The sequence below is a fragment of the Janthinobacterium sp. FW305-128 genome (assembly GCF_020858135.1).
GTDB lineage: Bacteria > Pseudomonadota > Gammaproteobacteria > Burkholderiales > Burkholderiaceae_D > Janthinobacterium.
Genome location: NZ_JACYMK010000011.1, coordinates 138,941 through 162,686, shown reverse-complemented (window position 1 = coordinate 162,686; position 23,746 = coordinate 138,941). Strand labels below are relative to the sequence as shown.

Annotated in this window: 15 protein-coding genes; 4 read left to right on the top strand and 11 right to left on the bottom strand. The window is 65.2% G+C overall.

All coding sequences use genetic code 11. From position 1 onward, the window contains the following. The first annotated feature begins 747 nt into the window (after nt 1-747). Entirely contained in the window at nt 748-876 is a 129-nt protein-coding gene (locus tag IGS60_RS28405; RefSeq protein WP_256267160.1) for a hypothetical protein, read from the top strand. 96 nt (nt 877-972) lie between these two features. Here IGS60_RS28405 and IGS60_RS22065 read toward each other — a convergent pair whose 3' ends face one another. The 9 genes from IGS60_RS22065 to IGS60_RS22025 all read right to left on the bottom strand — a co-directional run bounded on the left by IGS60_RS22065 (nt 973) and on the right by IGS60_RS22025 (nt 15,643). Next, the gene (locus tag IGS60_RS22065; RefSeq protein ID WP_230506214.1) at nt 973-2,088 is read right to left on the bottom strand and encodes a polyamine ABC transporter substrate-binding protein; all 1,116 of its coding nucleotides are present in this window, start codon (nt 2,086-2,088) and stop codon (nt 973-975) included. A gap of 324 nt (nt 2,089-2,412) precedes the next feature. After that, nucleotides 2,413-5,019 carry an ATP-dependent chaperone ClpB gene (clpB, locus tag IGS60_RS22060; protein WP_230506213.1) on the bottom strand — a complete coding sequence of 869 codons (2,607 nt, stop codon included), beginning with the start codon at nt 5,017-5,019 and terminating at the stop codon, nt 2,413-2,415. 121 nt (nt 5,020-5,140) lie between these two features. Then, the gene (moaE, locus tag IGS60_RS22055) at nt 5,141-5,614 is read right to left on the bottom strand and encodes a molybdopterin synthase catalytic subunit MoaE (protein ID WP_070290768.1); all 474 of its coding nucleotides are present in this window, start codon (nt 5,612-5,614) and stop codon (nt 5,141-5,143) included. Next, nucleotides 5,611-8,223 carry a DUF349 domain-containing protein gene (locus IGS60_RS22050; protein WP_230506212.1) on the bottom strand — a complete coding sequence of 871 codons (2,613 nt, stop codon included), beginning with the start codon at nt 8,221-8,223 and terminating at the stop codon, nt 5,611-5,613. Before IGS60_RS22050 ends, moaE begins: the two co-directional genes overlap by 4 nt. A gap of 147 nt (nt 8,224-8,370) precedes the next feature. After that, nucleotides 8,371-9,036, bottom strand: a complete 666-nt coding sequence (locus IGS60_RS22045; RefSeq protein WP_230506211.1) for a hypothetical protein — start codon at nt 9,034-9,036, stop codon at nt 8,371-8,373. A 116-nt stretch (nt 9,037-9,152) separates the two neighbouring features. After that, on the bottom strand, nt 9,153-11,819 hold the full coding sequence (locus tag IGS60_RS22040) for a bifunctional acetate--CoA ligase family protein/GNAT family N-acetyltransferase (protein ID WP_070290766.1): 2,667 nt from the start codon (nt 11,817-11,819) through the stop codon (nt 9,153-9,155). A gap of 113 nt (nt 11,820-11,932) precedes the next feature. Then, on the bottom strand, nt 11,933-12,925 hold the full coding sequence (locus tag IGS60_RS22035) for a DUF2804 domain-containing protein (protein WP_230506210.1): 993 nt from the start codon (nt 12,923-12,925) through the stop codon (nt 11,933-11,935). After that, nucleotides 12,922-14,205: a winged helix-turn-helix domain-containing protein gene (locus tag IGS60_RS22030; RefSeq protein WP_230506209.1), complete on the bottom strand. Its 1,284-nt coding sequence runs from the start codon at nt 14,203-14,205 to the stop codon at nt 12,922-12,924. The genes IGS60_RS22035 and IGS60_RS22030 overlap by 4 nt, the downstream gene beginning before the upstream one ends. 73 nt (nt 14,206-14,278) lie before the next feature. After that, the gene (locus IGS60_RS22025; RefSeq protein WP_230506208.1) at nt 14,279-15,643 is read right to left on the bottom strand and encodes an ATP-binding protein; all 1,365 of its coding nucleotides are present in this window, start codon (nt 15,641-15,643) and stop codon (nt 14,279-14,281) included. A 166-nt stretch (nt 15,644-15,809) separates the two neighbouring features. On the opposite strand from IGS60_RS22025, the gene IGS60_RS22020 reads away from it, so the two are divergent. Continuing rightward, nucleotides 15,810-17,954: a TonB-dependent receptor gene (locus tag IGS60_RS22020; protein ID WP_230506207.1), complete on the top strand. Its 2,145-nt coding sequence runs from the start codon at nt 15,810-15,812 to the stop codon at nt 17,952-17,954. A 30-nt stretch (nt 17,955-17,984) separates the two neighbouring features. On the opposite strand, the gene IGS60_RS22015 is transcribed toward IGS60_RS22020, so the two are convergent. Both IGS60_RS22015 and IGS60_RS22010 read right to left on the bottom strand, forming a co-directional pair. Further along, a complete protein-coding gene (locus IGS60_RS22015; RefSeq protein ID WP_070221401.1) occupies nt 17,985-18,653 on the bottom strand; it encodes a response regulator in 669 nt (222 codons plus the stop codon). A gap of 18 nt (nt 18,654-18,671) precedes the next feature. Then, on the bottom strand, nt 18,672-19,043 hold the full coding sequence (locus IGS60_RS22010) for a YajD family HNH nuclease (protein WP_034755042.1): 372 nt from the start codon (nt 19,041-19,043) through the stop codon (nt 18,672-18,674). Nucleotides 19,044-19,316: 273 nt separating this feature from the next. Between IGS60_RS22010 and IGS60_RS22005 the strand changes: the two genes are divergently transcribed. After that, a complete protein-coding gene (locus tag IGS60_RS22005; protein WP_230506206.1) occupies nt 19,317-22,337 on the top strand; it encodes a PAS domain-containing protein in 3,021 nt (1,006 codons plus the stop codon). A gap of 171 nt (nt 22,338-22,508) precedes the next feature. Then, on the top strand, nt 22,509-23,735 hold the full coding sequence (locus tag IGS60_RS22000) for an exonuclease SbcCD subunit D C-terminal domain-containing protein (protein WP_230506205.1): 1,227 nt from the start codon (nt 22,509-22,511) through the stop codon (nt 23,733-23,735). The last annotated feature ends 11 nt before the right edge of the window (nt 23,736-23,746 follow it).

Here is a 23,746-nt window from a genome sequence, read left to right as displayed (position 1 = left end):
CCCGTCAGCGTCTATTTGAAAGCCGTGATGGCGCATGATCTGGTGGTGAAATAGTAAAACAGGGAAATGCGCAAGGCCAGCGCAGGATGGACAGGTTCTCCCAGCGCGAGCCAGGTGACCCCGTCAGTGTCTATTTGAAAGCCTTGATGGCGCATGATCTGGTGGTGAAATAAAATACTGAAACAGGGAAATGCGCAAGGCCAGCGCAGGATGGACAGGTTCTTCCAGCCCGAGCCAGGCGCCCCCGTCAGCGTCTATTTGAAAGCCGTGATGGCGCATGATCTGGTGGTGAAATAGTGAAACAGGGAAATGCGCAAGGCCAGCGCAGGATGGACAGGTTCTCCCAGCGCGAGCCAGGTGACCCTGTCAGCGTCTATCCCAAGGCCGTGATGGCGCATGATCTGGTGGTGAAATAAAATACTGAAACAGAGAAATGCGCAAGGCCAGCGCAGGATGGACAGGTTCTCCCAGCGCGAGCCAGGTGACCCTGTCAGCGTCTATTTGAAGGCCGTGATGGCGCATGATCTGGTCGTGAAATAGGCCACGGGGTCAGACCCGCCGGGTCTGACCCCAGATTGAAATGCGCAAAAAGTGCGCTGGGACAAATACTGGTGGAGTTCACAACTCAGCAGCCTTGTAAAGCGCTGCCGATCTGCTAGAGTTTAATTGCATCAACTACGTGCTGGAGCGCTGCTCCGGCACATTGAGCAACCCAGCGGACGGCCGTCCAACGGCGGCTGAAAGACCATGTTAATCACCTTCCTCGTTTTTCTCTTCATCGCCATCTTCGCCGCCATCATCGGCTTTGTCGCCTTTGAACTGGTCGAAGAAATGCGCGGCAGCCACCATAAGCTGATGGACCGCTATCACGAGTAGCGTTCACCTCGGCACTATCGCATGGCGCCAGCGACGGCCAACAGGCCCGTCCCTCGCGCCATCCTTGTTTTTACGCTCCCGTCTTACGCTCCCGTATTACACTCCCGTCTTGAACTTCGTATAAATACGCGTCATCAAGCGGCGAATATCGGCCGTGGTCGCTTCAGGCGCCGCCATGCGCTGCTTGTCGGCGTCCGACAGGAAGATGGCCTTGTTCTCGCCGATGTCCTTGCGTACATATTTGATGCTGGCCGGATTCGGATTCGCGTAAAAGACCTTGTTGCTCAGGCTGGCATGCACTTGCGGACGCAGGATGTAGTTGATGAACAGGTGCGCATTGTTCGGATGCGGCGCGTCGGCGGGAATGGCCATAGTGTCGAACATCAGGGCGGCCGTCTTCGGCACCAGCACCTGGATCACGTTGCCATTCTTCGCGTCAATGGCGCGCTGGCGCGCGATATTGATGTCGCCCGACCAGCCCAGCGCCACGCAGACGGAACCGTTGGCCATGTCATTGATGTAGCCTGAGGAGCTGAACAACGTTACGTAGGGGCGGATCGCCTGCAGCACCTTGCCCGCTTCCTGGTAGTCGGCGGCCGTTTTCGAGTACGCGGGCTTGCCCAGGTATTGCAGGGCGGCCGGCAGCACTTCCGACGGCGAGTCGAGGAAGGACACGCCGCACGATTTCAGCTTCGATGCATATTTCGGGTCGAAGATCAGGTCCCACGCGTTGTCGGGCATGGGCATGCCGCCCAGCGCGGCCTTGACCTTGTTGACGTTGATGCCCACCGTCGTGTAGCCCCACAGCCAATCGACCAGATAGTCGTTGTTCGGGTCGATCTTCGACAATTTCGCCTGCAGGTTCGGATCGAGGTTGCCCAGGTTGGTCAGCTTGCTCTTGTCGAGCTTGCGCAGCAGGCCCGCATCGATCTGCAGCCGCGCCCACTGGGCCGTCGGCACGACGATGTCGTAGCCGGACTTGCCCGCCACCAGTTTCGCATTGAGGATTTCGTTATTGTCGAAAACGTCGTAGCGTACCTTGATGCCCGTTTCCTTCTCAAAATTCTTGATCGTATCGTCGCCGATATAGTCCGACCAGTTGTAGATGTTCAGGACCTTCTCTTCCTGGGCGTGCGCAGGCAAGGCCAGCACGGCCGCCGCCAAGGTCAGTCCCAGTCCAATGCGCCGCCCTGCTTGCCATGTGTTTGCCATCGTACCGCCTCCGAAAATTAGTCAGAAAATAGTGACGATGATAGCAAGAAGGGCGGCATCAGGTCTAGCCTGATACCGCCCTGCCTGAGGACGTCTAACAAAACCTACTGCGCGTCGCGCTTTGCGGCCTGCGATGCTCACCGTACTAGAGTACGGTTGCGCTTCTCTGCCACAAATCACTGCCGCTCGCTACGGTTTTGTTAGACGTCGCAAATCGTCGCACATCTTCCTCACTGCAAATGCCGTAAAACTGGGGTCAGACCCGACGGGGGAAGCTGCCCCAATGGGGTAGCTTCCAATCCCGCAGGGACTGACCAGCCAACATTACACCTTGTCCAGCCCCACCTGCGCCCCTGTAAACACCAGGTTGCCGTTCTGGGCGTCGATGCGGATCTCGTCTTTCGGGCCGAAGCGGCCTTCGAGGATCAGCTTCGACAGCGGATTTTCGATCTGCTGCTGGATCGCCCGTTTCAAAGGACGGGCGCCATACACCGGGTCGTAGCCCGCTTCGGCGATTTGCTGCAGCGCGGCGTCCGTCAGGCTCAACTGCATGTCCATGCGTTCCAGGCGTTCTTCGAGGATCTTCAGCTGGATCTTCGCGATCGCGCCGATGTTTTTCTCGTCGAGGCCGTGGAACACGACAATTTCGTCGATACGGTTGACGAACTCGGGACGGAAGTGCGAGCGTACCTCGGCCATCACGGCCAGCTTCACGACACCGGGATCATCGCTTTCCATGGCCTGGATTTTATGCGAACCCAGGTTCGAGGTCATGATGATGACGGTATTCTTGAAGTCCACCGTGCGGCCCTGGCCGTCCGTCATGCGTCCGTCGTCGAGCACTTGCAGCAGCACGTTGAAGACGTCGGCATGCGCTTTTTCCACTTCGTCGAGCAGGATCACGCTGTACGGCTTGCGGCGCACGGCTTCCGTCAGGTAGCCGCCCTCGTCGTAGCCCACGTAGCCGGGTGGCGCGCCGATCAGACGGGCCACGGAATGCTTCTCCATGAACTCGCTCATGTCGATGCGGATCATCGATTCCTCCGTATCGAACAGGAAGGTCGCCAGCGCCTTGCTCAGCTCGGTCTTGCCCACGCCCGTCGGTCCCAGGAACATGAAGGAACCATAGGGACGGTTCGGATCGGAGAGGCCGGCGCGCGAGCGGCGGATGGCGTCAGCCACGGCCGTGATCGCTTCATCCTGGCCCACGACGCGCTCATGCAGCTTCTCTTCGATGTGCAGCAGCTTGTCGCGTTCGCCCTGCATCATGCGCGATACGGGTATCCCCGTCGCGCGCGACACCACTTCGGCGATTTCCTCGGCGCCCACTTCCGTGCGCAGCAGTTTCGGCTGATCGGGGTCGAGTTTCGGGATGCCGCTGTCGGCCTGCTTGAGCTGGGCTTCCAGCTGTGGCAGCTTGCCATACTGCAATTCCGACACTTTCTGCCAGTTGCTCTCGCGCGTGGCCTGCTCCATCTGCAGCTTGACCTGCTCGATTTCTTCCTTGATGTGCGTACTGCCTTGCACCACGGCTTTTTCCGCCTTCAGGATTTCTTCGAAGTCATTGTATTCACGCTGCAGCTTGAGGATTTCTTCCTCGATCAGGCCCAAGCGGCGCAGCGACGCTTCGTCTTTTTCCTTCTTGACGGCTTCGCGCTCGATCTTCAGCTGGATCAGACGGCGTTCCAGCTTGTCCATCACTTCCGGCTTCGAGTCGATCTCGATCTTGATCTTCGCCGCCGCCTCGTCGATCAGGTCGATGGCCTTGTCGGGCAGGAAGCGGTCCGTGATGTAGCGGTGCGACAATTCCGCCGCGGCAATGATGGCCGCGTCCGTGATTTCCACCTTGTGATGCAGCGCGTACTTATCCTGCAAGCCGCGCAGGATGGCGATCGTCGCCTCCACGGTCGGCTCGTCGACGAGCACTTTCTGGAAGCGGCGTTCCAGCGCGGCATCCTTTTCGATGTATTTGCGGTATTCGTCGAGCGTGGTGGCGCCCACGCAGTGCAGCTCGCCGCGCGCCAGTGCCGGTTTGAGCATATTACCGGCATCCATCGCGCCGTCGGCCTTGCCCGCGCCCACCATGGTGTGCATCTCGTCGATGAAGACGATGGTTTGCCCTTCATCCATGGCCAGTTCCTTGAGCACGGACTTCAGGCGCTCTTCGAACTCGCCGCGGAACTTGGCACCGGCAACCAGGGCGGCCATGTCCAGCGCCAGCACGCGCTTGCCTTTCAGCGATTCAGGCACTTCGCCATTGACGATGCGCTGCGCCAGGCCTTCGACGATGGCCGTCTTGCCCACGCCCGGCTCGCCGATCAGCACGGGATTGTTCTTGCTGCGGCGCTGCAGGATCTGGATGGTGCGGCGGATTTCATCGTCGCGGCCGATCACGGGATCGAGCTTGCCCTTGCGCGCCCGCTCGGTCAGGTCCAAGGTGTATTTTTTCAAGGCTTCGCGCTGGCCTTCGGCTTCCTGCGAATCGACCTTGTTGCCGCCGCGTACGGCGTCGATGGCCGCTTCCAGGGCCTTGCGGGTCAGGCCGTTTTCGCGCGCCAGCTTGCCGCAGTCGGACTTGTCGTCCGTCATGGCCAGCAAGACCATTTCGCTGGACACGAACTGGTCGCCCGCCTTCTGCGATTCCTTGTCGGCCAGGTTCAGCAAGGCCACGAATTCGCGGCTGACCTGCACGTCGCCGCCCGTGCCGGACACCTTCGGCAAGCGTTCGATGGACGCGCCCAGGGCCTTGGACAGGCCGCCCACGTTGACGCCGGCACGCTGCAAGAGCGAGCGGGCGCCGCCGTCGTCCTGGTTCAACAGGGCCGTCAGCAGGTGGACTGGTTCGATATAGGGATTGTCGTTGCCCACGGCCAAGCTTTGCGCGTCGGCCAGGGCTTCCTGTAACTTGGTAGTCAGTTTATCTTGTCGCATGAAAAGCGCTCCCGGTTAATTAGTTGTTAACCAAATTGGGGTGAGGCAGTACTTTTCAAGCATACACAAAGCAGAAAACTGATGCATTTTGGCAAATGCTAGCGTGCGCGGCGCGTTCGCTTCAAATGGCGCTTGCTTTTGCGGCCCACTTGTCCAGGGCCGTCTCGTCGCTGTCGCGCGCATCGACCCAACGCGCCCCTTCGGGCGTGTCTTCCTTCTTCCAGAACGGCGCTTCCGTCTTCAGGTAGTCGATGATGAATTCGCAGGCGGCAAACGCCTCGCCCCGGTGGGCGGACGACACGGCCACCAGCACGATCTGCTCCTGCGGCAGCAAGGGCCCCACGCGGTGGATCACCAGCGCGCCGGACAGGGGCCAGCGGCCCCGCGCCTGCTCCACGATGGCTGCAATGGACTTTTCCGTCATGCCCGGATAGTGCTCGAGCTCCATCGCGGCCACGTCCAGCCCTTCGTTCATGTCGCGCACCGTGCCGACGAAGCCGACGACGGCGCCCACCTTGGGGTTGCCTGCGCGCAATTGTGCAATTTCTTGACTCAAGTCAAAATCGGCTTGCTGGATGCGGACGGATGTACTCATTTCGCGTTGCCTCCGATGCGGCGCAGCAGGGTTTCGATGCGGCTGGCCGTGCGCGCATCGGTGGTGGCGGCGATCGCGCACAGCTGCATCAGCTGCGACACTTGCGTGAGCGGCTTCTGGCCCGATTTGAGCGACGATTGCAGCACTTCCACCTGCATTTTCAGGCGGTCGCGGGCAAATTCGGCGCCGCTGTCGACGCCGGCGACGATTTCCAGGCGCAGGACTTCACCGAGCAGGCGCTCCTGATTGGCCTGCAATTGCTGCACGTAGGCCGCGCTGCCCTCGCCCAGCGCGGCCTGAGCGGCGGCAAAGCGCTGCTGCAGGCTGCGTTCGTACTGGGCGTCGAGCGGCGGCAAGGCGCTCCAGCGCTCGCTCCACGCTTGCGCGTCGGCGCCGGCACCGCCATCGGCCAGTGCGGCTTCCAGCGATTGCACCAGGCGCAGCTTGTCGCGCAGGGCGTTGGCTTGCGCCGCGCCAGCCCGTTCGGCGATGGCGTCCGCCTGCGCTTGCACGCCGGCGACCGCCGCCTGGTAGCGCTGTTCGATCTTCGCTTCGCTGGCGCGCGGCACAGGACCCGTGGCGTTCCAGGCGGCGCGCGTGTCGCGCAGCAAGTGGTTGATGAAGGCCGTGCGGGCCTTGTCGTCGCCCTCGGGCACGACGGCCGTTTCCAGCGCGGCGCACAGCGCTTCGCGCGCATGCAGGTGTTCGCGGCGCTCGTGGTCGGCCGCGTGGGCCGTTTCCTTGCGCCTGGCGAAGATATCGTCGCAGGCGGCACGGAAACGCTGCCACAGCGCCTGTTCCGCGCGGCGTTCCAGCGGCAGGGCTTTCGCCAGCTCCTGCCATTTGTCCTGCAAGGCTTTGAGCATGTCGACCGTGTTGCGCTCCGATGGCTTGAGCAGGCCCACTTCCACGATCAATTGCTCGCGGCGGGCCGTCTCGATCTGGCGCTGCGTGTCCAGCGGCTTGGACAGGGCGTCCAGCGCGGCGCCGAACTCCGTATCCAGGCGTTTCTTTTCCTTGCGATCGATCGTGCCCAGGCGCGTCCACGCCTGGCGCAAGCGCTGCGAGGCGGAAGCGACATGTTTCCAGTCGGTACTCTCTTCGGCCGCCAGGGCCGCCGTTTCCGCGATCAGTTCCTGGGCCTTGGCCGCATTGCCGTGGCGCTCTTCCGCCAGTTGCTTGAAATGCTGGGCCGCGGGCGCATACGCCACGCTGCAGGCGGCGTCGAAACGCTCCCACAGCGATTTCGGTGCGGGGCCGGACAAGGTGTCGAGCGACTTCCAGCGCTCGCGCAGGCTGCCCACTTTCTTGGCCAGTTCGGTCATCGGCAATTGTTGCGCTGGCAATTCCTCGCCCGCCTTGACCAGTTCCTCGCGCGAGACATTGCCGCCCCAGCGCGCCCAGTCGGCCAGGCGCTTGAACTCGCCGCGCACATGGGCCAGGCGATCCGCTTGCGCAGGCGTCAAACGGCCGTGCTTGCTATCGCGCAAGGTCTTGTCATGTTCGGAAGCCACGTGCAGCAAGCCATCCTGCAGCGCCGCTTCCATGGCGTCGAGCACCTTGAAGAACTGCTCCGTCGCTTCCTTCGACACGGGCGCGTGTTCCTGGCGCGGCTTGCGCGGCGCCGGTTCCGCATGCGCTGGCGCGTCCACGGCTGCGGCAGGGACGAGCGGCGCCGGGGCGCTGGCCAGCAGGGCCGCAAATTGCTGCTGCAGGCTGTCGGACAATGGCGACTCGGGCAGGCGCGGCAAGGCTTGCCACGCGCGTTTCAAGGTGTCTGCATCGAGCGTGGCGGCGTCCTGCGCCTGCCATGCGGCCAGCGCAAGCTGGCGCGCGTCGAACACGGCCTGGTGCTGCTGCAGCGCCTGCAAGGCGGACTGCACCTGCTCGCGCGCCTCGATGAAATCGCTCTCCAGGTGTTTCGGCAAGGAAGCGCGTTCGGGCGATTGCGCATGCTGCGCATGTTCCGCGTCGAGGCGGGCCAGCGCCTGGGCCAGCTCGCCGGCGGACTGGCCACTGGCAGCCAAGGCGCGCGCGGCGGCGACGGTGTCGATCACGGCGCGCTGCAACACCACTTGCGCTTCCAGGCGGGCGGCCAGCGCGGCGCGCGCGGCGGCAAAGGCGCTCTCCAGCTCCGGCGTGGCCTTGATGACTTGCCATTGGCGGTCCAGCTCGGCTACCTGGTTCGGGCTCAGCTTGTCATCGTTCAACAGGCGCTGCGCCGTGGCGATGCTGGCCTGGGCGCGTTGCGTCTCGGCAGCCTGATGACGAATCAGGTCGATGCGGCCCTGCATCAGCTTGGCAACGCGGCGGTCCGTGTTGCGCATGGCATGGTGGACTTTTTCCAGCAGGGGCAAGCTATGGACGTGTTCGGCCGCGATCAGGCGGGCATCGGCAAATTCGCTGGACACGATGAATTCACAGGCGGCGGCTTCGTCGCCCGCCACGGCATGGGCACGCGCAACCTGTTCGGCGCGGCGCGATGCGCTCTGCGCCGAGGCGGCGGCCTGTTCTGCCACGACAGGATCGGGGACGGCAGTCTTGCTGGCAGAACGCTTGAAGAGAAATTCGAACATGACGGGTTTCGCGTGGATCAAAACCACCATCATAACAAAGCCCGGGGTATTGCATCGGACAGGGCTGAACAAGTTATCAAATGACTAAAATGAATCTTTTCCCTATGACGGCGCCATGTGCCCGGCGATAAAACCACCCTGGCACAGGCGGGCCTGCCGGGGTGTGCGCTCGCTACCCGTTCAAGCCTGCGCGCGCAGCGGCGGTGACGTTGCAAGCTGCGCCGCCGCGCCGCCGGCCTCGGCGTTTTTCCCGCCGGTGGCAGGCGTGCCCGGCGCCGGCAAGGATGTCGGCAAAGGCGCCGGCAAAACAAAGGGCAGCACCTGCGCCTTGCCACGGCGCGCCTCCTGCGCGCGCGCGTCGTGGGCGAGGAACTGGTAGGCGATGGCAAACCACGCTTCGCCCACGATGACCTTGCGCGCCAGCGCGAACAGTTCGCGCTCTTCTTTTTCCAGGCGCTGCAGCAAGGCCGCGCAAAAGGCATCGATGGCCGCGCACAGCTGCTCGGCCTGCAATTCGGAATGGTCGATGGCGGCGCCCGCGCGCTGCTGCACCGCATTGATGCTTTCCAGCGCCACGTGGTTCAAGCCATTGATTTCATTGAGCAAGCCGTCGGCATGCGGTGCGGCCTGGCGAATGGCGGGCACCAGATACATTTCCACCTTGCGCCAGTAGCCGCCCTGGTACAGCCGGCTCAGCCAGTCGCCCGCATACTGCAGCTGCGCCAGGCTGAGTCTGCTCTGGTGACGCAGCTGCACATGCATGTACTTTTGAAAGGCCAGCAGGCTCATGCGGATGCTGGCCTGTTCCACTGACAGGGAAACCAATATATATGTTGCCGTAAGCATGCACTCACTCCCGAAAATGCGCTGGATGTCTGATCCTGGAAGTGAAAGTGTAAAGACTACCGACAGCGATGGGCTTGATCCTGCACAAACCCGCAGCGGGCCAGCCGCGCTTTCTTTTACGGCGCGCGCAAGCCGATATGCAGGTTGACGACGCCGGGCTCTTCCGATGGCGTGACTTCGCCGCCAAAGCTTTTCACCAGCCGCTGCATGCCCTTGTTGCGCGCCATCGCCTCGCCCACCAGCGCTTCCGTGCCCCGGCTGCGGAAGTAGTCGACGAGCTTCTCGAACAGGATGTGGCCCAGGCCCTTGCCCTTCAGGGCCGAACGCACGGCGATGGCGAAATCGGCGTGGATATTGTCCGGGTCGGCCACGGCGCGCACCACGCCCAGGGTTTCCGGCTTGCCGTCCGGCCCCGTGTGCGTGGCGATGAAGGCCATGGCGCGGTCGTAATCGATCTGCGTCAGGCGCGCCAGCTGCGACACGGGCAGCTCGCGCATGGAGGTAAAAAAGCGCAGGCGCACGTCGTCCGGGTCCAGCGCGTGGAACAAATCCATGTGCTGCGGCGCGTCCTCGGGGCGGATGGGGCGCAGCAGGATCGATTGATCCATCCACGTCACCTGCTCTTCCAGCTCCTGCGGATACGGGCGGATGGCCAGGCGGTCGCGCTGCTGGCCCGGCTGCAGGCGGATGCGGGCGTCGAGGGCGATCACGCCGTCCGCGTCGGCCACCAGCGGATTGATGTCGAGTTCGGCCAGCTCGCCGATGTCGGCCACCAGCTCGGCCACCTGGATCAGCGTGTAGCAGATGGCGTCGATGTCGGCCGGCGGCTGGTTGCGGTATCCGGCCAGCAATTTCGACACGCGCGTGCGCGCCAGCATGTCGCGCGCCAGCACCATGTTCAGCGGCGGCAGGCCGATCGCGTGGTCGGCCGTCACTTCCACGGCGATGCCACCCTGCCCCACCAGGATCACGGGGCCGAAGGCGGCGTCCGTCGTGACGCCGACGATCAATTCATGCGATTGCGGCCGGCGCGCCATCTGCTGCACCGTAAAACCGTCGATCAGCGCGTCGGGCCGCATGCGGCGCACGCGCTTGAGCATGGCGGCGGCGGCCGTGCGCAGGATGTCGGGCGTGTCGAGGTCGAGCGCCACGCCGCCCACGTCGGATTTATGGGCGATGTCGGGCGAATGGATCTTCAGCGCGACGGGATAGCCGATGTCGGCCGCCACGGCCAGCGCCTCTTCCACGTCGGCCGCCATGCGCGTGGTGGCGACGGGAATGCCGTAGGCGGCCAAAATCTCCTTCGAGCGGCATTCGCCGAGCACCGTCTGGCCGGCCGCCAGCGCAGCGGCGACGATTTCGCGCACCCTGGCGCGGCGCGGCGTGGCCGACATGGGCAGCTGCGCCGGCACCTGCATCAGGGTTTCCTGGTTGCGCCGGTACTGCACGATCTGCATGAAGCCATGCACGGCCTTTTCCGGCGTGTCATAGGTGGGAATGCCGGCGCGATTGAAAACCTGGCGCGCGGGCGCCACGGTGGTGCCGCCCAGGAGGCACGACAGCACCGTGCGCGAGGTGGCCTTGATCAGCGGCGTGACGGCTTCGGCGATGTCGATCGACGAGACCATGGCCGTGGGTGCGTGCAGCAGCAGCAAGGCGTCTGCCTGCGGCTCGTCGAGCAGCGGCTTGATGGCGTCGGCATAGCGCTGGACGGCCGCGTCGCCGGGCAGGCCGACGGGGTTGTCGTGCGACCACCCGCGTGGCAGCGCCTTTTCCAGCGCGATCACGGTGTCCGGCGACAGCTCGGCCAGCTTGCCGCCGCTGCTCACCAGCGCATCGGTGGCCATCACGCCCAGGCCGCCGCCGTTGCACAAAATCGCCAGGCGCTCGCCGCGCTGCGAGCGGATGTGCGTGAGCGTTTCCACGGCGTCGAACAGTTCTTCGGCCGAATACACGCGCAGCATGCCGGCGCGGCGGATGGCCGCGTCGTAGACGGCGTCGGAACCGGCCAGCGCGCCCGTATGCCAGGCCGCCATGGCCGCGCCTTCCGCCTCGCGCCCCGCCTTCAGCACGATGACGGGCTTGCTGCGCGCGGCCGCCCGCGCCGCCGACATGAATTTACGCGCAGCCTGGATGTCTTCCATGTACAGCAGGATGGCGGCCGTGTCGATGTCGCCGGCCAGGTAGTCGAGCAGGTCGCCGAAATCGATGTCGTAGCTGGCGCCGAGCGAAATGAACTTGGAAAAGCCCACGCCATGCGCGTTGGCCCAATCGAGCACGCCCGACACCAGCGCGCCCGATTGCGACACGAAGGCGATCTTGCCGCTCGTCGCACCGACGTGGGCGAAGCTGGCGTTCAAGCCCAGTTTGGGCACCAGCAACCCCATGCTGTTGGGACCGAGGATGCGCAGCAAATGCGGCTTGGCCGCCTTCAGCATGGCCAGGCGCAGCGACTGCTCGCGCACGGGATCGAGGCCCGACGTCATGACGATGGCCGCGCGCGTGCCCAGCGCGCCCAGTTCGCGGATCAGCGCCGTGATGGTGGCGGGCGGCGTGCAGATGATGGCCAGGTCCGGCGCCTTGGGCAGGTGCCCCAGCTTGCGATAGCATTTCAGGCCCATCAGCTCGTCGTACTTGGGGTTGACGGGCCAAATCTCTCCCTGGTAGCCGCCGCCCAGCAGGTTGTACAGGGCGATGGCGCCCAGCTTGCGTTCGCGCGCCGTGGCGCCGATCAGGGCCACCGAGGCCGGCTTGAACAGCTTGTCGAGATTACGGATACTCATGTTCTGGCCTCATGGATTGCCGGAGCGGGATGCCGGAGCGGCTGCGCCAGTGTATAGGATGCGTTGCCAAAAAAACTTGACCTTGTCACGCGTTTCGCAAAAAAATAGTGCATCTACCAGCGCGAGCGGTGGCTTTCCGTCACGCCCGCCAGCTGCGCCACGATGCGCTTGGGCGAGTCCGCGCTGGTGCGCACCCAGCCGCTGAACGTGCCGATGGGCTGGATGTAGCGGCTGGCGGCGATCCACAGGTTTTTATCCTCGCGCCGCGCCCCTTCCGGCTTGAAGTGCAGGTCCAGCAGATCGTCGTCCGTCCATACGTGCCACGGCGCCAGCGGGTTGTCGGGATTGAAGTCGAAATGCGCGCGGCCCAGCGGATACAGCTGGCCATCGAGCCACAGCGCGTTTTCATGCGCGCCGAAATAGCCGGCCTGCAGGTTGAAACCGAGGTCCAGGCTGTGCGCCGAAGCCCAGCGCCATTCCGTCTCGCGCGCCAGCAAGCCGTTCGAATAATCGAAGCTGGCCACGCCGTCATCGAGGCTGTAGCCGACGGCGCCGCAGCGCACGCTGCCCCACAAGGGCAAGCCGCCCGACTTTTGCGTCGCATGCACGCTGCCGCCCTCGCCCACGGGGCCGATGGCCAGCAAGGTGGGCGCCACGGGCGGGCCGCATTCCGCGTCGATGCCGAAATGGCCGCAATCGAGCCGCAAGCGGTAGCGCTGCTGCGGCTGCGCCTCGATGCTGATTTTCTGCGACAAAAAACGGAAACGGCTGGAAGCACCCGCATGCGGCGCCAGCGTGGCGCACAGGCCGGGAATGCCATCCTGCGAAAAACTGGCCACGATCTTGCCCTTGTGGCGGTCGAAGGCATAGGCGAAGGCCGTGCTGGTCCAGCCCAGGTCGACGATGGCCACGCCGCAAAACACGGCCGGCGTCGACAGGGCCACGTAATGCCAGCGCTTGTGGTGGAACAGGCGCCAGAGGCCGCCGCGCGCGTACGGCGGCGCCAGCGAGGCCCAGTCGAAGGCGTCCAGCTGGCCCGTGTAGCGGCCGAAACGGGGCTGGCCGTCGGCGTCGAGCAGTTCGGGCGGAGCCTGCGGCAGCATCATGCGGCCCGCCTTTCCGCTTGGCCGCCATCCCGCAGGGCCTCGGCCAGCTGCGCGCCGAAGGCTGCCGGCTGCGCCTGCGCGATGTCAATCTGCGGACAGGCATGCCAGAGCGCCAGGCGCCGCACGGCGCCGGCCACGTCCTGCACCAGGCGGGGACTGGGGCGCACGCCGTCTTCCAGCGCCAGCGACTTGATCTCGAAGCGCCCCTGCGCGCGGTGCGCCTTGGCATCCAGGCGTCCCACGAGCGCGCCACGGCGCAGGATCGGCAAAGTAAAATAGCCATAGCGGCGCTTTTCAGCCGGCGTGTAGCATTCGAGCCGGTAGTCGAAATCGAACAGTTCCAGCGCGCGGCGCCGGTCCCATACGACGGGGTCGAACGGCGACAGGATCGTCGTCAAGGTGGGCGCCAGCTTGCCGGCGGCGGCCGCGCGCAGCAACTCCCCATGCTCGGCATGCACGTAGACGGCGTCGCTCCAGCCGGCCACCGCGCAGCGCAGCAGCGCGCCCTCGTCGACCAGCGCCTGCAGATCGTGCGCCAGGCTGGCGCGCGCCTGTTTGGTGCGAAAATAATCGCTGATCCAGCCGGCCCGCGCCAGGCCCAGCGCCTTCACGCTGGCCAGCAGCAAACGGCGGCGCACCTCGTCCTCGGGCGGCAGCAAGCCGTCGTGCCAGCCTGGCAGCACCCGTTCGGCCAGGTCATAATAGCGCTGGAACTGATGCCGCTTGGCGATCATCAGCACGCCCGACGTAAACAGTACTTCGAGCGAGCGCTTTTCCGGCTTCCAGCTCCACCAGCCGCCCGCCTGGCCATCCGTGCGCTCGAAGTCCGCCGAACGCGCGGCGCCGTTGGCGCGGATATGGTCGAGCACCGAAGCGACGGCGTCGCCCTGCTCGGCCATCCATTTGACGGAATACTTCCAGCCCATGGCGGCGGGATCCAGCATGCGGTGGCGGTACAAGCCATAGTCTTCGATGGGCACGAAGCACGCTTCATGCGCCCAGTACTCGAACAGCGCGCCCTCGGCCAGCAACTGCTCGAGCCACGGCTGCGGATAGTCGCCCAGCCGGCTCCACAGCACCAGGTAGGGGCTGCGCGCCACCACGTGGATGGTGTCGATCTGCAGCACGCCCATCTGGCGGATGGCGGCCAGCACGTCGGCCTTCACGGCTTTTTTACGCCGCACCTGCAGCAAACCCTGCGCGGCCAGGTGCAGGGCGCGCGCGGCGGCCAGCGAGAGCGGGGGGACGTCGGAAGGCGGGTGCTTGTCTGGTCTGTGCATAACAGAAAGATACCGCATTCTGCCCACGCATTGTGCGTTTTATCGCTATCGGATCGCGCAGCCTTCAGCCTCGCTATGCGGCGGGAAACACCAGCGTCACCGCCAGCCCCCTGCCCTGCAAGCCGGCGCCCAGGACGATGGCCGCGCCATGCCGCTCGGCGATGCGGCGCACGATGGACAGGCCCAGCCCGCTGCCGGGCAGCTGGGTCGCACTTTCCACCTGCACCAGGCGCACAAAACGTTCGAACGCGCGCTCATGCATGTCTTCCGCGATGCCCGGTCCCGTATCGGCCACGCGCACATAGCTGCGCCCGTCTTCCACGCCGCAGCTGATCTCGACGGCGCCCGGCGCCGGCGTGTAGCGCAGCGCATTGTCGACCAGGTTACGCAGCAGCATCTGCAGGCTGTCCGCATGCAGCGCGCACGGTGCCGGCGCAAGGTTCACGGCCAGCGACAGCCGGTACGGCGCGGCCAGCGCCTGCCACTGCGCGGCCTGCTGCGCCAGCAGCTGCGCCAGGTCGCCCGGCGCCAGCGCCACCTGGGCTTGCGCCTGCGGATCGAGCCGGGCCAGCGCCAGCAGCTGGTTGACGAGGCGCGTGGCGCGCTCCACGCTGGCGCCCAGGGCGGCGATGAATTCCTCGCGCTCGTCCGCGCTGCGGGCCCGCTGCAGCACTTGCAGATTCGTCTTGATGGCGGCCAGCGGCGTGCGCAGTTCGTGCGCCGCATCGGCCGTGAAGCGCTGCTCGTTGTCGCGGCTGTGCCGCACCCTGCCGAACAGGCGGTTAATTTCCAGCAGCAGCGGATGCAGTTCGTCCGGCGCGCCAGCGAGCCCGACGTCGGCCAGTTCATCGGGCGTGCGCGCCGACACTTCATCGGCGCACGCTTGCAGCACGCGAAACACGCGGTGGACGGCCCACCAGATGGCGACGGTGGCCAGCGCCACCAGCAGCAGGCCGAACAGCGCAACGCGGTAAAAGAAGCCGCGGCTGATGTCGTCGCGGTGGCTGGTCGGCTCGGCCACCAGCAGTTGCAAAGTGCGCTGCGGGTCCCACAGCGAGAACAGACGCCAGCGCTGGCCACCTATCGTGGTCCACGACAGGCCATCGGGCGCGCTGCGCGACAGGGCGATGTCGGACGCCGCATCGTTGCGGTACAGCACGCGCTGCTGCGCGTCGCGCACCTTGAACAGCAAATACTGGTGGGGATTGTGCTGGCCGCGCAGGGGCAGGTCGATGGGCCCCGTCAAGCCGTGTTCGCGCACGTCCTTTGCCACCAGCGACAGCAGCAGATGTCCCGTCTCGGTCAGCGACTGGTCGAACAATTCCTGGCTTTCGCGGCGCGCTTCCACATACACGATGGCGGCGCTGCCCACCCACAGGGCCAAGGTCAGGCCCAGCAAGACCGTCAGCAGGGTGCGCCGCAGCGACCAGGTTTGCACGCCGCGGCCGGCAGTTAAGAATCTCTTAAGAACTTCTGCGCAAGATCCGGAGCGAAATATTTTCTGGGTAGCCATGGCCGTAATTGTAAATGATTCTTATTTCTTTCATGATTCCCATTCCCTCGCCGATACAGCGCAATTATTCATTCACCCTTCAGGAGTTTGCATGTCCAACCGCACCCGCCGCGCGCCCCTGCCGCGTCCCACCACCCTGGCCTTGACCCTGGCCGCCCTGTCCTGCCTGCCGGCTCACGCCCAGACGGGCACGCCGGCCAGCATGCCGGAAGTGGTCGTGTCCGCCTCCGGTTTCGAGCAGGACATCAAACAGGCGCCCGCGTCGATCACCGTGCTGACGCGCGACGACCTGTCGAAGGAACGCTTCGGCAACCTGACGCAGGCGCTGGAAAGCGTGGAAGGCATCGACGTGGGCGCGGCGGGCGACAAGACGGGCGGCATGAACATCAGCATCCGCGGCATGCCCAGCGACTACACCCTGGTGCTGATCGACGGACGTCGCCAGAATGCGGCCGGCAACGTCACGCCGAACGGCTTCGGCGGCACGCAGACGAGCTTCATGCCGCCACTGGCCGCCATCGAGCGCATCGAGATCATCCGCGGCCCCATGTCGACCCTGTACGGCTCGGACGCCATGGGCGGCGTGATCAACATCATCACGCGCAAGGTGGGCAAGCAGTGGATGGGTTCCGTCTCGGCCGACTACACCGCGCAGCAGGAATCGGACTTCGGCGACGTGAAAAGCGGCCGCTTCTACCTGAGCGGGCCCATCGCCACCGACCTGCTGGGCCTGTCCCTGCGCGGCAGCAAGCAGCGCCGCGACGCGGCCGACATCCGCTACAGCAACGCTGCCGGTGCGGAGGTCACCCCGAATATGGGCGCCAATCCCGTGCGCGCGGACATCGCCAACTTCGGCGCGCGCCTGGCCTTCACGCCAAACCGTTACCACACTGTCATCCTCGACGCGGACGCGGGCCGCCAGACCTACGACAATTCGAAACAGCAGCTGGGCACCGTCGGCTTGCAGGGCGGCTACGGCCCGGAACAGAAATACCAGCGCGACCAGTGGACCCTGTCGCACACGGGCCGCTTCGGCTTCGGCACGCTCGACAGCAGCTACATGGTTAACAAGACGGAAACCCTGGGCCGCACGATTCCGCCAGGCACGCCCGGTGCCGTGGCCGGCAGCGCGCGCACCCTGGAAGTGGAAAGCCAGGTGTTCGACACCAAATTGGTCCTGCCTTTGGGCAAGCACATGGCGACCGTCGGCGCGCAATGGTGGAAGGCGGACATGACGGACGGCGTGGCGCCAAAGAAGTTCGAATTCACGCAAAAAGCCCTGTTCGTGGAAGACGAATGGCAAGTGCTGGAAAATATCGCCCTGACCTTCGGCGCCCGTTATGACGACCACAGCATCTTCGGCGGCCAGACCAGCCCCCGCGCCTATGCCGTGTGGAACGCGACGCCGAGCTGGACCGTCAAGGGCGGCGTCAGCAAGGGCTACAAGACGCCGCGCGTGGAACAATTGTCCCCAGGCATCAACGGTTTCGGCGGCCAGGGCACGATCCCCCTCGTCGGCAGCCCGGACCTGAAGCCGGAAACGAGCACGACAACGGAAATCGGCGCCTACTTCGACAACCTGGCCGGCTGGACCGCCAGCGGCTCGCTGTTCAACAATGCATTCAAGGACAAGATCACGACGGGCACGGGCCTCGTCAACTGCAGCTACCGTCCATCGCCGAACCGTCCCGGCTGCGTCAGCTTCGGCAACTGGCCCAACGTCGATGCGTTTGGCCAGTCGGTCAACGTGGATGAGGCCGTCACACGCGGTGTCGAGCTGAACACGCGCTTCCCGCTGGGAAAAAGCTTGTCGGCCAGCGCCAACTACACGTACACGGAAAGCGAACAGAAGAGCGGCAGCAATGCGGGCAAGCCGCTGAGCGACACGCCCAGGCACGCCGTCAACGCGCGCCTGAGCTGGGATATTTCGCGCGAGTGGAACGGCTGGCTGCGCGCCGAATACCGCAGCGAGCGCTTCCGCGATCCGGGCACCTCGGCTTCCACGCGCGCCGCCAAGGCCGCGCTGGGCGACTACCAGGGCTACGCCATGCTGCACCTGGGCACCAGTTACCAGCTGAGCAAGCGCGTGACCCTGAACGCGGCCGTGTACAACCTGCTCAACAAGGACTTCATCGACTACCAGCCTTACCGCGCACCGGCCTTGAACTACGCGAACCGCTATGTCAACAGCCTGGACGGCCGCCGTCTGTGGCTGTCGGCCACCGTCGATTTCTGATCAAGGGAGGCGGCCTCCCGGCCGCCTTCGTCAGGCCGCTTTGGGCTTGTCGATGCAATAACCGACCGCGTGCACGGTGCGTATCAAGTCCCGCCCCAGCTTCTTGCGCAGGTGGTGGATGTGCACTTGCACGGCGTTGCTTTCCACTTCATCGCCCCAGCTGTAAAGGTTTTTCTCCAGCTGTTCCCGGCTCAGCACGCGGCCGCCATGTTCCAGCAGCAGTTGCAGGATGCGGAATTCCTTCACGGTTAACATCACGGGCACGCCCCCTTGCGTCACCTGCCGGTCCGCGATATCGAGCGCCAGGTCGCCGTGCACGAGGTGCTCGCGCAGGCGGCCCGCGGCACGCCGGCAGGCGCTGCGGATGCGCGCGGCCAGCTCGTCGAGGTCGAACGGTTTGACGATGAAGTCGTCGGCGCCCGCATCGAGGCCGGCGATGCGCTCGCCCACCTGGTCGCGCGCCGTGACGACCAGCACGGCGCCGCTGTAGCCATTGTCGCGCAGCATGCCCAGCGCCTGCATGCCGTCCTGCCCCGGCAAGCCCAGATCGAGCAGGATGCAGCCGTAGTCGTGCAGGCGCACGGCCGTGTGCGCGTGTTCGGCGCTCGTGACCCAGTCGACGGCGTAGCCGCCCTGTTCCAGGCCGATTTGCGTGGCGCGGCCCAGCTGCGGGTCGTCTTCGGTCAGCAGGATGCGCATGGAGAAGCGGCGATCCGCTCAGTCCTTTTTCTTGATCAGGCCGGCCAGCGCGGCAAACGGATTGTGCGTGGCGGGCGCCACCTCGGCCGACAGCAGGCCTGCGCCACGGTCCGCTTCCAGGTAGCGCGAGTGCTCATTGTCGTGACAATACAGGCACAGCAGTTCCCAGTTGCTGCCGTCGGGCGGATTGTTGTCGTGGTTGTGGTCGCGGTGGTGCACCGTCAGTTGCTGCACGTTGGCGCGCGTAAATTCGCGCATGCAGCGGCCGCAGACCCACGGATACATCTTCAGCGAGCGCTCGCGGTAGCCGCTCTCGCGCTGGTCGGCGGCGCGGCGCGCTTCGGCCACGATCTTGTCCAGTCTTGCCGCGTCGGGCTTTTTACTCTGCATGACAACTTTCGATATGGGAGGAAGAAGCATCCATTTTAATGAGGATGGGGGCGCAATTGTACTTTTTCTGCCACGGCGCCAGCCCGTGCCGCCCCCGGCGTGCTTTTTTTAGCGTGCGCGGCACCACAGGTTCTTGATTTAACGCAAAATAAGCCCAGCGACAGACCACGAACAGACGCTAGGGCAGCAGGCAGCGCGCAGGTCAGCATATTTCGGCTATGATGCGCGCCACGCCGCCCTTCACCTTTCCATGACCCTAGCCTGCAAGCGCCCGTGATAGCGATAACAAGACCCCTGCAACGCCTTGCCCGCCGCCTGTACCGTCTCAGCCTGGTACCCCTGTTCGCGCTTATCTTGCTGCTGGCGCTGTGGGCGGCCGTCTTGTACCAGGTGGGCCAGGAACGGGCCAGCGCCGTGCGCGACGCCGTGGCCGTCAGCCAGTCGCTGGCCCGTACCCTGGCCGACCACACCAGTTTCACCTTGCGCCAGACCGATCACGCCACGCAATTGTTCAAGCTCAAATACGAGGAAACGGACGGCGCCCTGCGCCTCAATGAATTCACGCGCCGCCAGGGCTTGCTCGACAGCGTGCTGCCATCGAAGCTGGAACTGCCGATCGCGCTCGTCGACGCGCGCGGCGACGTGATCGACAGCGCCAACGCGTATCTGCCGGAAAACCTGGCCAGCCAGGCATTTTTCAAGGCGCTGGCCGCCAATGCGTCCGACACGGCCCTGGTCGACACGCCCATGCTCGACGCGGGCAGCAAGCACTGGACCATCCGCCTGGCGCGCCGCCTGAACGATGGCCAGGGCCGCTTTGCGGGCGCCATCGTCATCCACGTCGACCCTACGTATTTTGTCGACGACTACGACCGCCTGAACCTCGACGAGCATGGCGCGCTGATGCTGGTGGCGCGCGACAGCGGCCTGACGGTGGGGCGCATCGGCGAGCAATTGATCCTCAGCGACCGCATCGACTTCCGCATGCCGGGCCCGCCGCGGCACGCGCCCGAGGAACTGCTGATCGAACCGCCCGTCGATGCGACGGCGCGCATCTACAGCTACCGCGAGCTGCCGCGCTACCCGCTGCTGGCGGTGGTGGGCGTCAGCCAGGCCGTCGCCCTGACGCGCTTCGAACACCGCCGCCTGGCGTATATCGGCGCCCTGCTCGCCGCCAGCGTGCTCATCGCCGGCTTTACGGCGCTGCTGATGCGCCAGAGCGCGCGCCTGCGCCGCAGCATCCGCCAGGCCAAGGAAACACAGGCGCTGCTGCGCGCGGCGCACCAGGCCAGCCTCGATGCCGTGCTGCTGCTCAAAGCCTGGCGCCCCGCGCCGGGCAAGCCGGTGGAAGATTTCACCTTTGCCGACATCAACGAGCGGGCCGCCGATATGCTGGGCAAGCCGCGCTCCGAACTGCTGGGTCAGCGCGTGCTGCCGCGCGTGCCGCTGCTGCGCGGCGAGCGCTTTTTCAAGCGCTTCGTGCTGGTGATGGAAACGGGCCAGCCGCTGGAGGATGAATTCGAGCTGAAACTGGCATCCGGCGGCACGCGCTGGCTGCGCCACCAGGTGGTGCCGATCGCCGACGGCGTGGCCGTCACCTCGCGCGACATCAGCGCGCGCAAGCACGACGAGCTGGCGCTGCAGGACAACCGCAGCTTCCTGCAGTCGCTGATCGACCACCTGCCCGTGCTGGTCTACGTGAAAAGCGCGCGCCCGGAAAACTTCGGCCGGATGGAAGTGTGGAACAAGGCGGCCGAGGACATCACGGGCCACCTGGCCGCCGACGTCATCGGCAAGACCGATTGCCAGGCCTTTCCGCCCGACTTCGGCCTGCACGATGCCGAGGACGACCGCGCCATCCTGGCCGAGCGCGGTGTCATCGACCATACGGAAAAGCCGCTGCGCCTGCGTGACGGCAGCCTGCGCTACCTGCGCTCCGTCTCCGTGCCCGTATTTGACGAGCGCCATCAGGTCGAGCATATCCTGTGCATCGCCGAGGATATCTCGCAGCGCCGCCAGCAGGAACTGGAACTGCGCCAGAAACAGGCCGAACTGGCCGCCGTCAACGACGCCTCTCCGCTCGGGCTGGTGCGCCTGGACCGCCAGCGCCGCTGCACCTACGTCAACCGCACCTTCGAAGCCATCACGGGCCTGCCGCGCGCCGCCGCGCTGGGCGCCGGCTGGACCAGCGCCCTGCACCCGGACGACTATCCGCTGATGCACGTGGCGCTGGAACAGCTCACGCGCAGCCACGCGCCATTCCAGTCCACCCTGCGCTGCCTGCAGCGCGACGGCAGGCTGGTCTGGGTCTCCGTCAAAATTGCCCCCATCCTCATCGACGGCCAGATCGACGGCTACGTGGGCAGCCTGGACGACATCACCACCTTGCGCGAATCGGAAGTGGCGCTGCTGGAAAGCGAAGCGCGGCTGCGCACCATCGCCGACACCTTGCCGGCCATGATCGCCTACATCGACGCCGACCAGGTCTACCGCTTCCTGAACATCGCCTATGAACGCGAATTCGGCCTGACGGGGCGGCAGGCGCTGGGCAAGAGCGTGCGCGACACGGTGGGCGAGGCGCGCTACGGCACGGTGGCGCCGTATATCGAAAGAGTACTGGCCGGCGAAACCTTGAGCTTCGAGGAAGAAGACGAGAAGGAAGGCATCGAGCGCTGCATGGAAGTGATCTACATCCCGCAGATCGGCGAAGACAGGCTGCAGGTGGTGGGCTTTCACGTGATGCGCCAGGATATCACCGTGCAAAAGCGCGAAAAACAGCGGCTGCTGAAGCTGTCCCAGGTCGATGCATTGACAGGGTTGTCGAACCGCGCCGGCTTCCAGCAAAAGCTCAGCGACGCCATGCACGCGAGCCGCCGGCAGCAGCACCTGATGGCCGTCATGTACATGGATATCGACCGCTTCAAGCCCGTCAACGACACGCACGGCCATGGCACGGGCGACGCCCTGCTGCGCGCCTTCGCCCAGCGCCTGACGCAGACCATGCGCGCCACCGACATCATCGCCCGCCTGGGCGGCGACGAATTCACCATCATCATGGAACAGATCGCCCGGCCCGACGACGCGGCCGTGCTGGCGGAAAAAATCGTCGCCGCCATGCGGCAGCCGTTCGAACTCGACGGCATCACCGTGCGCATTTCCGCCAGCATCGGCCTGGCCTTCTACCGCGACGAAGACATTTCCCCCGCCGTGCTGCTGCAGCGGGCCGACGTGCTGCTGTACCAGGCCAAGCAGGATGGGCGTAATACCTACAGGGCCGGCGCGCTGACGACTTGAGCACCTGAGAAAACGTCCATGGCTGCGTTGCAGTGCCTTGCCCTGAACGTTTTTCAGGCACTCTGGATGTATCGATAAAAATCGAAAACGCTCTTCGAAATTCGTTCAATTCTCCAGTACCTGCCTCATTTCAGCTATATTGGCGCCTGTCTTCCCTACCCTTGCCACACCATGCGCCTGCTGCACACTTCCGACTGGCATCTGGGCCAGACCCTGCACAATTTTGAAAGGGGTTACGAACACCAGCGCTTCCTCGACTGGCTGCTCGACACGCTCGTGATGGAGCAGGTCGACGTGCTGCTGGTGGCGGGCGACGTGTTCGACAACGCCAACCCGTCCGCCGCCTCGCAAAAGCAGTTATATGTCTTCCTGCAGCAGGCGCGCGCGCGCCTGCCCGCGCTGCAACTGGTCGTCGTCGCCGGCAACCACGATTCGGCGGGACGTCTGGAAGCACCCGGCCCCCTGCTGGCCGCGCATGGCACGCGCGTGATCGGCCATGTGCTGCGCGGCGACGATGACCAGATCGACCTGGAACGCCTGCTGCTGCCGCTTACCGGCAACGATGGGCAAGTGCAAGCCTGGTGCCTGGCCGTACCGTTCCTGCGCCCCGGCGACGTGCCGAAACTGCCGGCCGGCGACACCCAGGACGCCTACCTGGGCGGCATCGCCCTGCTGTACCGCCAGCTGGCGGACCTGGCGCTGGCGCGCCGCCAGCCCGGGCAAGCCATCATCGCCATGGGCCACTGCCACATGGTGGGCGGCGAAATGTCGAACGATTCCGAACGCCGCATCGTCATCGGCGGCACGGAAATGCTGCCATCGGGGATTTTCGATACGTCCATCGCGTATGCGGCGCTGGGCCATCTGCACAAGGCGCAGGCCGTGGGCGGCCAGGAGCACATCCGCTACTGCGGCAGCCCGATACCGCTGTCGTTCGCCGAAGTGAACTACCGCCACCAGGTGCTGTGCCTCGACATCGACGGCGAGCAGTTACGCGAGGTGCGCGCCATCGCCGTGCCGCGCGCCGTGCCCCTGCTGCGCGTGCCCGCCGCACCGGCGCCCATAGCCGAAGTGCTGGAACAGCTGGCCGCCCTCGACGTGCCGGACGCTCCGGCCGAGGCGCAGCCGTTCCTGGAAGTGCGCGTGCGCCTCGAGGCGCCCGAACCGGGCCTGCGCACGCGCATCGAAACGGCGCTCGACGGCAAGAGCGTGCGCCTGGCGAAGATCGAAACGTCGAGCGCCGCGCGCAGCAGCGCGCCCGAGAACATGACGCTCGACCAATTGGGCCAGCTGCAGCCCGACGACATCTTCCGCCGCCTGTACCAGCAAAAATACGCGAAGGAAGCGCCGCCCGAACTCCTCTCGGCCCTGGCCGAATTGCTGCTTCCCGGCGCCTGACGTCCAGGGGC